The organism is Fluviicola sp., assembly GCF_039596355.1.
Classification (GTDB): domain Bacteria; phylum Bacteroidota; class Bacteroidia; order Flavobacteriales_D; family Crocinitomicaceae; genus Fluviicola.
This window is the reverse complement of record NZ_JBCNJW010000001.1, coordinates 1,080,888-1,094,521: the sequence shown is the minus strand read 5'-3', so window position 1 is coordinate 1,094,521 and position 13,634 is coordinate 1,080,888. Positions and strand designations below refer to the sequence as shown.

The window sequence follows — 13,634 nt, the reverse complement described above, 5'->3', positions numbered from 1 at the left end:
ATTAGTTCAATGCGAGTTTTTGTTTGTCGTATTCGTGTGATTCCAGCAATTGAATTGCTTTCTGTAAAATTTCATTCTTTTGGTTGTAGATCTTGTAAAATGCTTCGATCCCGAACAGGTCGTTGGCAATGGTTGCCTTTAAACGCAGTTCCATCAGGTTTTTACTGATCTTGTATTGTTCCTCGTTGAATTCAAAATCTTTGTTTTCCTTTTTGTTGTAAGCAAAGAATTCGTCCATGAGTTTTTTGTCGACGGTGAAATTGGCCACGAACTGATCTACGGTTTCATATTTCTTATTCAGTTCGTCGCGGTTTTTGTCTACGTATGTCAGCGGGAATCCGTTGAAAGAACCGTTCTGCACTGTTTTTCGATACAAATCGGTGATTTCGGATGTGTCGATCGGAACGAAGAAATCCGGCATGATCCCACCTCCGCCGTAAACCGGTCTTTTAGTAACACGTGTTTCGAATTTCAGTGAATCCGGCAGTTTGATACTGTCGATATGTGTAAACTCTCCGTGCATGAACCGTCTCATGTACTCATTTTTGTATTCGCTGATGTCGTCGTAAGGCCGTTGAATGAAACGACCGGAAGGAGTAAAGTAACGTGCAATGGTCAAACGCATCTGAGAACCGTCAGACAAGTCGATAGGACGTTGTACCAATCCTTTTCCGTAGCTTCTTCGTCCCACAACCAATCCTCTGTCCCAATCCTGGATTGCTCCGGATAAGATTTCAGAAGCGGAAGCGGAATTGTCGTCAACCAGAACCACCATTTTTCCCTGTTCCCAGGAACCTTTTCTTCCTGCGTTCAAGTCCTGGCGCGGTTGAGCGCGTCCTTCGGAGTAAACGATCAGTTTGTTGTCCGACAGGAATTCATCTGCAATTTGCTGCGCAGCGTAAAGCAAACCACCGCCATTTCCCTGCAGGTCGAGGATTAGGCTTTCCATGCCCTGGCTTTTGAGTTTTTCAATGCCTTTTTTGATCTCCTCATACGAACTGCGGGAGAAAGACGTCAGTTTCAGGTAACCGATTTTCGGACTCACCATGTAGGCACAATCTACCGAGTTTACAGGAACTTTATCCCGTGTAATGACATAGTTGATGGGTTTCTTTTGTGTTTTTCTCAGGATATCAACCTTTACTTTTGTTCCTGCTTCTCCCAGCAGTTTTTCACGTACCTGGTTGTTTTTCAGACCCACTCCGGCAACGTTTACCCCGTCGATTGTCACAATTTTATCTCCTGCACGGATTCCCAGTTTTTCAGAAGGACCTCCGGCAATGGTTTCAACCACCATCAGGGTGTCTTTCAAAATCTGGAAACGAACGCCGATTCCTACAAAACTTCCGTCAATTGCTACATTGGCAGCTTCTACTTCTTCTTTCGGAATATATACGGTATGCGGATCGAGCTTTTCGAGCATTCCGACGATTGCCGCGTCCATGAGTTTTTTGTCATCGACCGGGTCGACGTACAATTTATCTACATACATGAAAATTTCATCCAGACGTTGTCCGTTGGTTGGGGATTTAGGTTCGGCCGGAACTTTTTGGGCTGAGGACACAAACGAATGAAGGCTTAGTCCTAGAACCAGCAAAATGGGATACTGTTTCATACAATTTTCTTGAGAATACTAATATACGTATAAAACGTTCAAACGACTTGTCAGGTACATTCGAAGTTGCGTTTTGCTGTTAAAAAAAGATAATTTGAATTCATAGTTACGAACAATCCGATGTTGGTCTTTTATTCCGTGTTCCAAGAACCTCTTTTTGTAATTTTAAGACGTATACATCAGTTATGAAGCAGGTAAGAAATGGTTTATTGGCGGTGGTTGTAAGTTTTATTTCGCTTACATCGTCGGGGCAGGTCAAAGCTTTGGACAAGCTGGAAATTTTGTATGATCAGGGGCATTACAAGATGGTATTGCGTCATGCAAACCGTTTATTGGATCAGCCGGATTACGATTATTCCTTCAAACCGGAGTTTTACAAAAGTTTGGCTTTGTTTCAGCTGGCTGACCAGGGAGTCTGGGGGCATTTTCATCCGAAAGCCTTGCAGGAAGCCCGCGAATTGTTCAGTATGGTGATTGCTTCTCCGGATGGAATCAAGGTGTTCAATACACATTTGAACCATGTTTCCCAGTTGAAAAGAGACCTGGTTCAAAAAGCCCTGAATTATAAAGCAGCCGGCGAACGCGATAAATACGACGAAATTCAGCAGATTCTGTTCGGGTTGTTTGACCGCATTCCGGATTTGGATGTTCCGGGAGAAATCCAACCGCCTGTTGTAGATGCTCCGGAGATCAAAGAAACGGCCGCTACGTCGAAAGAACGGGAAGAAATCATCAAATATGCGAAGAAGTACATCGGTGTGCCGTACAAATGGGCCGGCGTAGATGCGAATGGTTTTGATTGCAGCGGATTTACTTCGTATGTGATGAAAGAGTTCAAGGTAACCCTCAGCCGCAGAGCCGAAGATCAGTATACTTCTTCTGTGAAAGTGAAGCAGAAAAATGCTCAAAAGGGGGATTTGGTGTTCTTCAACAACGGTTCGGGAATTTCTCATGTCGGGATTATTGTTTCAGCCAAAGGCGAGCCTTTAACAATGATTCACGCAAGTTCCAGTAAAGGAGTAATCATTACGAATATCGAGGAATCGGAATACTGGCTGAAGCGTCTGTATGCGATCGGGACGTATGTGAAAGGGAATTAAGGCTCTGCCACCCTCCCGAGGGAGGAGTTGATTGATTTCCCTCCTTGAGGAGGGATTAAGGAAGGTGGAAAATCAATGAACCCGTCTCTCTTTCTTCGGGTTGTACAAAAAGATATTCATTAAAACAATCAGCCCGGAAATCATGGCGCTGGTGAAACCAACACTCATCAGGTAAGGAGATTTGTCGATGAACAGGAAAGCTATGAGGCTGATCACCAACAAGAGGAGTAAGAGCCATTTGGAGAACAAACGTCTTTGAATGAACCGGTTGTTCAAATCCAATAGGTAAACGTGTGTTGCAGCGAGCAGGAAAAGCATGTTCAATTTCCAGATGCTTTTGATTTCCACCAATGACGAAAGGAAAGATACCAGGAATGCGATTTGTGCAATCAGCAGGCCGGTATTGATGATCTTGAATGTGCGGGAGCTGATCCGGCTGACGGTCAGAAACTGGAAAAAGAGGAAAACACAACTGATAAAGTAAGGAAGTACCTTGGTCAGTTTCCAGGAAAATTCGCTCCAGCCCAAATACAGGAGGATGAGGAGCGCCAGAAACGCCCAGGCAAGTAACGCAGGCCATTTAGCTTTCATGCGGTGATTTTAAGTATTTGACCGCAAACACACAGACGTCGTCCACCTGATCCAGGTCGTGTTTCCAGTCATCAAAAGTTCGTTGAATCTCTTTGTATTGAGCTTCCATATCCAGGTGGTAAATGGTTGAAAGCAGGTTCTTAAACGGGCGCGATTTGAATTTCTTCATGCGTTCGCCTCCGAATTGATCTACGTAACCGTCTGTGTACAGATACACACAGTCACCGTCTTCCAACTGGAATTCCTGCTGAGTGAACGGTTTGGCATCGATAAATTGACCGATCGGTTGTTTGTTTGGTTTCAACTCGAAAACCTCCCCCTTCCGGATAATGACACATTCGTTGTTTGCCCCGGAGAATTTCAGGATTCCCGTTTGCGGATCGATCGAACAGAGCGCGATGTCCATTCCGTCTTTTACATCCTGCTGACCTTCTTCTGCCTGGAAAGCGTTGAGTACGATTTCTCTCAGTTTGTTCAGAATCTCATTCGGTTCTGTCAGTTTGAATTCGTTGATTGCACGCAAAAGGCCATTATTACCGACAATACTCACCAGGGCTCCCGGAACTCCATGACCGGTACAATCGACTGCTGAGAAGATCATTTTTCCCTGAACCTCACGTGCCCAGTAGAAATCTCCGGAAACAATGTCTTTCGGACGATAGAATACAAAATGCTGCCGGAATAATTCGTTCAAGCGCAAGGTTGTGGGAAGAATCGTTGACTGAATGCGTTTCGCATAATGAATACTGTCAAGAATATCCATTGTTTTTGCCGTAATCTCTTCCTTCTGCATTTCCAGCTGGTGGTTTTGCTCGGCAATTTCTTTGGTTCGTTCCTGAACGGTTTCCTCCAGTTTGAGGTTTTGCCGCTTCACACGTTGTGTAGATAACTGTACCACGAAATAGATCAGGAAGATCAACAGGATTACGTAGATAATGTAAGCCCAAATGGTTCTGTACCATGGAGGAAAGACAACGATTTCGTAGGTGAGAACTTCACTTTCAATACCATATGCAGATTTTGCCTTGACTTTAAACGTGTATGTACCTTCCGGAATTTTTTCAAAGTTGGCGAAATTGAGCGGAGACCATTGTGACCACTGATCGCTGAATCCTTCCAGTTTATAACTGAAAAAAGTAGGGCCTATACTGGAGAAAGAGTTCGCATGGAAGATCAGTTTGAAGGAATTCTGCGCATAATCCAATCCTTCAATTTTCTTACTTTTTGAAACGTCGTAGAGAAAGATTTTTCCGTTCACTTCAAAACGATCAACCTGAACTTTGAATGCATTCTTGTTTTTGCGGATGGCATCCAGGTTCAATACAAACAAACCGTCGTTGGCACCGATCCAGACTTCATTGGTAAAGGGATTTTTTTCCACGGCGAAGACCAGACCTGCATTCTTCAATCCGGCTAATGGCCAGGAAATCCATTCCCAGCGATTCCCTTTTTTCTCAAACCATCCGAAGATGTTTTCAAACTTACTGTCTTTTTTATCCTGGTAAACCACCACCCAAAGCTGATCGTCGCCTACATTGATAATCCGGTGAATGGTATTTTTGTAATTTTTTGTTTTGAAGATGGCAGCCGGTTCAAAAGGAATGATTTTATCCAACGCATCGTTGAAGACAAACATGCCGTTCGCTGTTCCGACAAAAATCTGCCCTCTGAACTCTTCAACGTAGAAATTATTGTTCTGGTCTTCCTTACTGAGGCTTGGAACCGTAACGATATCAAATTTCTTTGTTTTCACGTCATAAATCCCGATTCCTTTGGAGCGGATACTTAAAAAGATTTTGTCGCGGAAATAAGCAAGACTGACGGTTTCTCCGCCGGCATCTCCAACCAATTCTTCGTATTCCCATTTGCCATTCGGGAGCAGTGTCAGTTTGGCAAGCCCGCCTTCCAGCGTCAGGAAAATCGAGTTGGGATCTCTTGGGTCTTTCTCAAACGAAATCGCGTATTGATAGGATGCCGAAGTTTCTTTCCGGGTTTGGGTATTGAGGTCGTAAACGCCGTTATACCCGATCACCATGGACCGGTTTCCTTTGGAAGTCCTGATAGTTTCGATGTCGAAAATGATCTCGTTGAGTGTTCCGAAAGGGAGCATTTTATTTCCTGCATCGGAGTTTTGCGGCGAAATGATTCCGTTGTGTGTCCCGATCAGGGGAATTCCCGAGTTAAAATCGATGGTTTCGACCTGTGAGTTGACTCCTTCGTTTTTGTGGAAGAAGGAAAGGGGGGAACCCGTTTCAATAAATTGAATTCCGTTTCCGAGACACAGCCAGATGTTGAAATTCGAGTCGAAAAAGGATTGATTGATCGTTAGGTTCGCCAGATCATCATCCAGGTTGTATTCGCGGATAATCTTCCCATGGATGTCCCCGATAACCAATCCGTTGTTTTCAGTACTGACAAGCAGGTAGTTGCCGGATTTCACCACTCCGTTGACAAAGTATTTACTCAGGCAGGGAAAGTGCTTTCCGGGAACAGAATCCCATTGCTGCGCTCCAGCGGAGTTTTTAACGCTGAAGATCTTGCTTTTCGCATCAACGATGTACCAGGTATTGTCGATCTGGAAACTACCACGGATGTTTTTGATGTGTACCGATTGCGGTAAATGCAGTTCTTTCAGTTTGGCATTGACGATGTCGTAATACAGGTAATTTTCTTTCCGCGATTTGAATTCTGCTTTCGATTGGTAGGTGAGCAGGAATCCGTTCAGAATCCGGCAGGAAGTTTTGCACTCCAGGTCCTGAAAAGCTGGCGGGACTTCCAACCGGACGGTTTTACCGTTTTTGAAGATGTAGAGCCCTTTTTCTGCCACAAACAGGATGGAATTGTCTCCGAGTTCGAAGATGTTCCAAACCTGCCCGATATCGTTTTTGAGTCCGCCGTAAAAAACCGGGAAATAGACCAATTCTCCTTTCCGGGAATAATCGAGGTAACCGAAGTTGTTTTCACGTCCTACATATACACGGTCGTCTGATGCGAGATAGAGTTTTGAAACATAGGTTTCGGAGCAACCGTCCTGGATGGATTTTTCGGTTTTCTCCGTATCAGTCTTGATTTTCGACCATTCGATTCCGTTAAAAGAGAGGATATCCTGGCGATTTCCGAAGAGTACGTTTCCGTTTGCAGCCTGAAGTCCGGTCCAGATTTGTCCGGCGCTCCCGTAGTCATTGATGGAAAAATGTTTGGTATTAATCCTTCCCTGTAATGTGATGTTCTGAGCGGAGGATATTCCCGCGAAAAGAACCGTGAAAAGGATTATGACTAATACCAGTTTGTTTTTCAACATGGACTTTGTTGTTATAGGACACGAATATATGAATAAATGTTTGGTACGAAAGTTTCGAAGATTCGAAATTTCGTGCTTATCCGGGTTTAAAGGATAAAAAGTAGGAGGGAGCGGATGCCTGAAACCTGAAATCCCGGAGAAGATCTTCGGAAATGAGGTTTGGGATGAAAATGGAGTGGGTAAACGGAGTAAGGTTAGCGCTCAAAATATGCCAGGGATTTCATCCTTTCAGTAGCTGCTGGCAGGGCTCTTCATTTTTCCCGCAAATCCCGTCGAATATCTTGTCGGGACAAGTGGCACAGATTCATAGTTCGCCTACTCCCGAAGAGTCGGGACAGGCTGGTCTCGCTTAAGTGGCGAATGCTACAAATAATCTGTGTAATTAGTGGCTAAAACATCCTTGAACACCTAAATAAAAAAACACCTGAAGAAAAAAGATTCTCCAGGTGTTCGACACACTCAAAAGTGTGAATATCAGTAATTGATTTTTCTGCTTTTTTCCGTTGCACAAACCAGGTTCCACAAAGCTCTGGCACCAACATTGGCATCCCAGTCGCCTTCTTTCCCCGGAGCAACTTCGTTCAGGTCGAACCCGATGATCTTTCGTCCTGATTCTACCAGCTGGAAGAACAGGTAATTGATTTGTTCCAGGTCGAATCCGCCAACAACCGGTGTTCCGGTATTCGGGCAGAGTGCCGGATTCAGTCCGTCGATATCAAATGAGATGTACACTCTTTCCGGTAGCTCGTTCAGGATCATGCTAACCTGTTCTTTCCAGGTTTGTCCTTCAAACTGTCCGCGCTTCAAATCCCAGTCGTAGAATGTTTTTACTCTCGGATCTGAATCGGAAAGCTGTACTTCCGAATGTGCGATATCGCGAATTCCTACCTGAACCAGTTTTTGCAGGTTGTTGCAGGATTTCAGTACGTTGTACATGATGCTTGCGTGAGACTGTTCAAATCCTTCATAGGCTTCTCGCAAGTCTGCGTGTGCATCAACCTGAAGAATTCCAAAAGATTGTCCGGTTTCATTTAAAGCTTCCATTAAACCCAGCGGTGTACTGTGCTCACCACCCAAAACAGCTACGATTTTGTTTTCAGCCAGCAATTTTGAAGCACGTTCTTTCAGGTTCTTGCGCAAATGGTCGGACATGGCGTTGACCTTCTCCAGTACCTGGTGAAAATCGGAACCGGATTCCAATTCTCCGCCTTCTTCCAAAAATGCAATGTACTGAACCGTATCGATACACAACTGGTCGTTGATGTGTTTCATTTCGTCCGAAATCGGCGTCATGAAAACTTGTGTATTCCAGGCTTCCGGTAACTGCGGATGGTAAAAATCCAACTGCGTGCTGGCATCCAGGATGGCTTTCGGCCCGTCGCTGGTTCCTTTACCGTAAGAAGCCGTAGCGTCCCAGGGAACAGGAATAATGACGATTTCTGCGTGTTCTTCGCTTACCGGGAAACCGAAAATGTTCCCGTTTGCAATTCCGACGCCGTTCGGGTCAAATGTCTTCGAATTATCCATTAATCAACGTTTTCACGAAGTTCGGCAACGCGAAACTTGCTTTGTGGATATCGGAGTTATAGTATTTCAATCCTTTTGCAGTGACGAATGCTTCGATTTGCGTTTCGTTTGAAATTGCTTTCGGTTGAGCTGATCCTTTCAATCCGTACTGGAAACTCCACATTCCTGTTGGGTATGTTGGAACGTAGAACAGTGAAACCGGTGCATTTTCTTTTCCGAAGATATGTTGCAGGGTGATGTTCAATTCTGTAAATGCCTGTTCGTTGAATTTTGGAGATTCTCCCTGAGCAACCAGGATTCCGCCCGGTTTCAGGATGCGGTGACAGTTTCTGTAAAATTCAACGGAGAACAATCCTTCTGCCGGGCCAACCGGATCGGAACCATCAATAATGACTAAATCGTATGCTTCGTCTGCTGCTTCTTTTGCAAATGCAATTCCGTCTCCAACGATCAGGTTCAGTTTCGGATCGTCGAAAGATGCGGCGATAGAAGGTAAGTGTTCTTTACATGCTTTGATTACTTCTCCGTCGATTTCTACCATTGTTACTTTCTCTACACCTTCGTGGCGCAGGAATTCACGAACGGTTCCACCGTCTCCACCTCCGATTACCAGGATGTTTTTTGCATTTCCATGCGTAAACATGGCCGGGTGGGAGATCATTTCGTGGTAATGGAATTCATCTTTTTCTGTTGTCATGAACATGTCGTCCAATGTCAGTAATTTTCCGTATTTCGGAGATTCCAGGATGCGTACGCGCTGGAACGGAGATTGTACATCGTAGAATACTTCTCCTGTGTAGCGCAGGGACAATGCCTGGTTGTCATCCTTATCTGTAAACCATACGTTGCGGGTATACATTTCAGGATTCGTCCATTCTCCTGCTTTTTGGCGCATGGAAGAGATGTCGAAGTCATTTCTGGTCAACAACTGAACAGCTCCGCGCTTCATTTCCAAAGCGGAATAATTCTTTGCACCAAAACATTCTTTCAGGTAATCGAACGAAATCCAGGCATCCATTTCACCGCATGTAAACAAGTCTACGGCAGCATAACCGTATTCCGGCCATGTATGAATTGCCAAATGGCTTTCCTGAATTACCACTACACCAGAAACTCCGTATGGAGAGAAATGGTGGAATGTAGAATTAATCACAGTTGCACCTGCTTTCAAGGCCGCGTCTACCATGTCGCGCTCGATTGAAGATACATCATTCATAATGTGCGGATCGCACCCCATAAACTCAACAAGAATATGGTTCCCCAATGCATTACTCATCAGCTATTCAAAAATTAGTTAAAAATGAGGGGCAAAGGTACTGGTTTTAGCTGGTTTAGAGGTGAAATATGTAAAAAAATAATGTAGGGGTAAATTTGGCGTGATAAACGCTTTATCCTGAACGGATTAATGATTGGAATTCCGGGTGTTAAACAGCGGACGTAATATTGCGGAATTACGCCCGCTATTCCGCTAGAGGTTTTGCTCCGAAATCCACCCCGAAATCAGTGCAACCATTTCTGCAGATTTCTCTAAATGCGGATGATGCCCGCAAGCCGGGATCATTTTTCCCGATCTGTTACTGTGTCCTTTTACGATTGAGTGAACTTGTTCTTCCGTTCCGTACTGGTCATTGATTCCTTGAATTGCTAATACCGGCTGCTTGAAGTCCTGAATTTCACTTCGGATGTCCCATGCTTTGAAACCGGGAGAAAGCCAGGTATTCGCCCAGGCATAGAAAAGCGCTTCGGTTTTCTCCCCGTGGATTTTATACAACCCATTCAGTTTTCCATGCTTGAATGCTTCGATTGCCGGATGGATTCCTGTGAGTGTTTCTTCTTCCACAAACGTATGAGCTGCCATTGTGACAACGGCCTGAAGATTTTTCAATTGGTTACTGGCTAAAATCAAAGCGATACTTCCGCCGTCGCTATGACCTGCCAGCACGATTTTCTGTTCCGGACTCAACACTTCGCGAAGCACTTCTGCTGTTTCATCTGCATATTGGTGCAGGTAACGGATGTCGCGTTCACCGGTTAGTGCAGAAGATTTTCCATGTCCACTACGCTCAATGACCAATCCGGGCAGGTTTAAAGAGGTGCACAAATCCTGTGGAAACGTTTTCCATTGAATGATACTTCCCAGTGCTTCATGCAGAAATACCAATAACGGACGTGAGCCATTCATTGCTCCGTGATTGAGCCACTGAATGTTGATCTCTTTTGAGTCGAGGCGAATGATTTTTTCCATGTGAAAAGTGCAATAGTTTAAAAAGTGCAACGAGAACTCTTCCTGCGCTGACTCGTTGAACCTGAATAAAAAGTAGCTAAAAAAGAAAAACCACCAGCCGTTTGACTAATGGTTTTCTTCGAAATATGATTGTTTCTCCAAATTAGTTCTTTACGCGTTCCACGTAAACTCCTGTTCTGGTATCTACTTTGATAATTTCACCCATATCGATAAACAAAGGAACTTTTACTTCTGCTCCGGTGGCAATTGTAGCCGGCTTCATCGAGTTGGTAGCCGTATCACCTTTTACACCTGGTTCCGTATAAGTTACTTCCGAAATAACGTACATTGGCAATTCCACTACCAGCGGAACTTCTTCGTTTGCATCGTAGAGGATGTTACAAATCATTCCTTCCAACAGGAAAGCTGGTTTTTCAATCATTTTTGCAGGAATAGGAACTTGTTCAAATGTTTCATTATTCATGAAAATGAAATCCTGATCCTCCTGGTATAAGTATTGATATTCACGGTTTTCAACACGAACGATTTCAATTTTGTGTCCTGCAGAGAAAGTGTTATCAATCACTTTTCCTGTTTCAATTACACGCATTTTTGTACGTACGAAAGCCGGCCCTTTTCCAGGTTTTACGTGTTGAAATTCAATAATTTGACTGATTTTATCGTTAAACTTGATGCACAGTCCGTTTCGAATATCTGCCGTGGTTGCCATAGCTTTTTCTTAATTAATTTTCGGCGCAAATATAACCAAAAATTCATCCGAAAAACGATTAAAAAATTAACGTTTCATAAGAGATTACTTTAGGAATGCTCAATTAAATCGATTACTTTTGTTGTCATTATGACATTTTTGCCTTTATTTCTCAGTGATGTCGGAGGTTCAGAGATCGTTCTGATCTTAGTTGTTATCCTGATTTTTTTCGGATCGAAAAGTATTCCGGGGATTGCCCGTTCTATGGGGAAAGCGGTTCACCAGATTCGCCAGGCATCGGAAGATGTACAGAATGAAATCAAAAAATCTGCCGGCGATATCAAAACGGATTTCAACCTGCAGAATGTCATGAAAGATACCTTGAATGTGATTGAGAAGCCGATTGTCGAAGAAGCAGTGAAAATGGATCAGATCATTCAAACTCCGACAGAATTCTCTAAACCATTCGGAATTGCCAATCCGTCAGCTCCGGCACATACAACGACCGAAACGGCAACAACAGACACCACTCCTTTGGATCAGCAGCAAGAGAGTTCTGCTGCCCAGGAGACCGTTAAACCGACCGAATCTCAGTCATAGTTACGAATGCCGAATTCTTATTTTTTAATGAAGTAATTCGTAATTCGTAATTCGTAATTCGTAATTCGTAATTCGTAATTCGTAATTCGTAATTCGTAATTCGTAATATAAGATTAATCCTCGTCGTGCGCTGGACTTTCCGTAAACTTAAAGTCTTTTCGTATTTCCGGATGAGAAATTTCTCCGCCTGAATTCCCAACTTCTTTCGCGAAATAAGATGCAATGACTCCGATAATCAACACAATGATCGAAGCGGGAAGAGCCATTGATTTCTTTCTGAATTCAAGAAACAAGGTGATTAACGACAAAGAGAAAATCCCCCACATGATCGGCATTAATTCTTCAGCGTGTTCTTCGTGGATATGAATCAGGGTTTTGAGTTCTTCCCCGTTTTCTAACGTGGTCTGAATGGCATCCGGACAGTCCATGGAAATTGTTTTCTGTTCCGCAGCCTGTTCCACAATGTCTTCAGCTCCTTCACCGGTTGCGGCTGAAATTTGTGCGGTGATACTTGCCAGGATAAAAAGCAGTAGTCCGACTCTTCTGGTGACGCTTGATTTGGCTAGAATACCTATTAACAGGATGATGATTCCGAAAATGAGCCCGATAATCGGAAAATGGTTCATGATTAAGTGTGAATGTGCTGCGTTCATAATCCTTCAATTTGTTCCGAAAATACGAGATTTCTGGTAATTCCAGCATTTTTAAAGGAAAGGACGGCTTATTTGTAATGACTTCAAATTAGCTTTCGGAAATCAGTCCTGCTAATTGCTCACCGACCAAAGACCCGATGGCAACACCCATTCCGCCTAGTCTTACTCCGACAGCACAATGAGGATCAACTTTTTCTATAATCGGTGCTTTGATTTCTCCGACCCCCATCGTTCCCGACCAACGGTAATCAATGGTAAACGTTTTTCCGGGAAGAATATACCCGGCTAAAAGTGTTTCCAGTTTGGTTTGAATGAGCTTGGTTTGTCCCAGGTCGAAGGTGTTTTCTGCTTCAAAATCCAGGTTGCGTCCTCCGCCAAATAATATGCGGTTTCCGACATTCCGGAAGTAGTAAAACCCTTTATCGAGGTGAAACGTTCCTTTTGCCTTCAGATCCGGAATTTCGGAGGTAACGAGCACTTGTGCCCGCGCCGGTTCGACCGCCAATCCGGGAAGCAGCTTTTTGGCAAAACCGTTGACGGTAACGCATAGTTTTCGCGCTTTGATTTCTCCGTAATTGGTTTCGATCGTTACGTGATTCCGGTCGCTTTGAAAACTGCTCACTTCAATTCCGAACAGGCACATGATGCCGTTTCTGGCCAGGTCTTTCTGTGTTGCAAGCAATAGTTTCCCGGTATCGATTGCGCCTTCAAGCCGGTTGAAATAACCGCCGGTAAATCCCTTGAAGCCATATTTCGACTGAACATCGCTTTCAAAAGAGTAGCAATTTTTGTGTCCGGTCAGTGACTCGATTTGCCGGTTCAGGTAATCCAGTTTCGGGTGGTAAAAATCCTGTTCTGCCTGGCTGGAGATCAGGTCGTATGAGCCGCAGTTTTCGTAATTGATTTCCGCTTCCGGGTAACGTTGAAGGAGTCGCTGTAATCCGTTGTAGCGGAGTTTTACGGTGTTCCAAACGGTTGTTTCGTCTGATTTTTCGAGGTCGTCAAGAAGCTCTGTGACGCTTCCGAAACAAGCAAAACCGGCATTTTTGGTACTTGCTCCCAGGGGCAGATAGCTCCGCTCCAGGATCACGATTTTTGCGTCCGGATGCCTGCGCCGTAATTCGAGTGCGCATGCCGATCCGACAATCCCGCTTCCAACTACCAGAAAATCAATCTGCTCCAAAAGCGTTACCTTTTCCCAAAAACTGAGTTGTTTAAATTGAATCATAGCGAATAAAATGAACTTTTTTACCGATATTTGTCTGTAATAACTGAACGAATTTAAACCAAAATCGATTTCGGTTGTACTACGAC

11 protein-coding genes are annotated in these 13,634 nt (G+C 44.1%); 2 read left to right on the top strand and 9 right to left on the bottom strand.

Going from position 1 to position 13,634, the window contains the following annotated elements; translation table 11 throughout:
* Position 1 precedes the first annotated feature (1 nt).
* Positions 2–1,615 carry a S41 family peptidase gene (locus ABDV94_RS04600; protein ID WP_343605164.1) on the bottom strand — a complete coding sequence of 538 codons (1,614 nt, stop codon included), beginning with the start codon at positions 1,613–1,615 and terminating at the stop codon, positions 2–4.
* 185 nt (positions 1,616–1,800) lie between these two features.
* Between ABDV94_RS04600 and ABDV94_RS04595 the strand changes: the two genes are divergently transcribed.
* A complete protein-coding gene (locus ABDV94_RS04595) occupies positions 1,801–2,715 on the top strand; it encodes a C40 family peptidase (RefSeq protein ID WP_343605162.1) in 915 nt (304 codons plus the stop codon).
* A 72-nt stretch (positions 2,716–2,787) separates the two neighbouring features.
* Here ABDV94_RS04595 and ABDV94_RS04590 read toward each other — a convergent pair whose 3' ends face one another.
* The 6 genes from ABDV94_RS04590 to efp all read right to left on the bottom strand — a co-directional run bounded on the left by ABDV94_RS04590 (position 2,788) and on the right by efp (position 11,088).
* Positions 2,788–3,306: a hypothetical protein gene (locus ABDV94_RS04590; protein WP_343605160.1), complete on the bottom strand. Its 519-nt coding sequence runs from the start codon at positions 3,304–3,306 to the stop codon at positions 2,788–2,790.
* On the bottom strand, positions 3,296–6,607 hold the full coding sequence (locus tag ABDV94_RS04585) for a SpoIIE family protein phosphatase (RefSeq protein ID WP_343605158.1): 3,312 nt from the start codon (positions 6,605–6,607) through the stop codon (positions 3,296–3,298). The genes ABDV94_RS04590 and ABDV94_RS04585 overlap by 11 nt, the downstream gene beginning before the upstream one ends.
* A gap of 474 nt (positions 6,608–7,081) precedes the next feature.
* On the bottom strand, positions 7,082–8,134 hold the full coding sequence (locus ABDV94_RS04580) for an agmatinase family protein (RefSeq protein WP_343605156.1): 1,053 nt from the start codon (positions 8,132–8,134) through the stop codon (positions 7,082–7,084).
* A complete protein-coding gene (gene speE, locus ABDV94_RS04575; protein ID WP_343605155.1) occupies positions 8,127–9,410 on the bottom strand; it encodes a polyamine aminopropyltransferase in 1,284 nt (427 codons plus the stop codon). Before speE ends, ABDV94_RS04580 begins: the two co-directional genes overlap by 8 nt.
* 192 nt (positions 9,411–9,602) lie before the next feature.
* Positions 9,603–10,379, bottom strand: a complete 777-nt coding sequence (locus tag ABDV94_RS04570) for an alpha/beta hydrolase (protein ID WP_343605153.1) — start codon at positions 10,377–10,379, stop codon at positions 9,603–9,605.
* Between the two features lie 142 nt (positions 10,380–10,521).
* A complete protein-coding gene (gene efp / locus ABDV94_RS04565) occupies positions 10,522–11,088 on the bottom strand; it encodes an elongation factor P (protein ID WP_343605151.1) in 567 nt (188 codons plus the stop codon).
* 138 nt (positions 11,089–11,226) lie between these two features.
* On the opposite strand from efp, the gene ABDV94_RS04560 reads away from it, so the two are divergent.
* Positions 11,227–11,667: a twin-arginine translocase TatA/TatE family subunit gene (locus tag ABDV94_RS04560; protein ID WP_343605150.1), complete on the top strand. Its 441-nt coding sequence runs from the start codon at positions 11,227–11,229 to the stop codon at positions 11,665–11,667.
* Between the two features lie 113 nt (positions 11,668–11,780).
* Here the strand turns inward: ABDV94_RS04560 and ABDV94_RS04555 are convergent, their stop codons facing one another.
* The gene (locus ABDV94_RS04555) at positions 11,781–12,320 is read right to left on the bottom strand and encodes a hypothetical protein (protein ID WP_343605148.1); all 540 of its coding nucleotides are present in this window, start codon (positions 12,318–12,320) and stop codon (positions 11,781–11,783) included.
* Positions 12,321–12,408: 88 nt separating this feature from the next.
* Positions 12,409–13,548 (bottom strand): FAD-binding oxidoreductase, encoded by a 1,140-nt coding sequence (locus ABDV94_RS04550; RefSeq protein WP_343605147.1) that lies wholly within the window; start codon positions 13,546–13,548, stop codon positions 12,409–12,411.
* Positions 13,549–13,634: the final 86 nt, after the last annotated feature.

Excerpts from the sequence above, each read along its gene's own strand:
- ABDV94_RS04550 (WP_343605147.1), bottom strand. The coding sequence starts at position 13,548 with ATGATTCAATTTAAACAACTCAGTTTTTGGGAAAAGGTAACGCTTTTG.
- ABDV94_RS04600 (WP_343605164.1), bottom strand. The coding sequence starts at position 1,615 with ATGAAACAGTATCCCATTTTGCTGGTTCTAGGACTAAGCCTTCATTCG.
- ABDV94_RS04590 (WP_343605160.1), bottom strand. The coding sequence starts at position 3,306 with ATGAAAGCTAAATGGCCTGCGTTACTTGCCTGGGCGTTTCTGGCGCTC.
- ABDV94_RS04585 (WP_343605158.1), bottom strand. The coding sequence starts at position 6,607 with ATGTTGAAAAACAAACTGGTATTAGTCATAATCCTTTTCACGGTTCTT.
- speE (WP_343605155.1), bottom strand. The coding sequence starts at position 9,410 with ATGAGTAATGCATTGGGGAACCATATTCTTGTTGAGTTTATGGGGTGC.
- ABDV94_RS04595 (WP_343605162.1), top strand. The coding sequence starts at position 1,801 with ATGAAGCAGGTAAGAAATGGTTTATTGGCGGTGGTTGTAAGTTTTATT.
- ABDV94_RS04580 (WP_343605156.1), bottom strand. The coding sequence starts at position 8,134 with ATGGATAATTCGAAGACATTTGACCCGAACGGCGTCGGAATTGCAAAC.
- ABDV94_RS04555 (WP_343605148.1), bottom strand. The coding sequence starts at position 12,320 with ATGAACGCAGCACATTCACACTTAATCATGAACCATTTTCCGATTATC.
- efp (WP_343605151.1), bottom strand. The coding sequence starts at position 11,088 with ATGGCAACCACGGCAGATATTCGAAACGGACTGTGCATCAAGTTTAAC.
- ABDV94_RS04570 (WP_343605153.1), bottom strand. The coding sequence starts at position 10,379 with ATGGAAAAAATCATTCGCCTCGACTCAAAAGAGATCAACATTCAGTGG.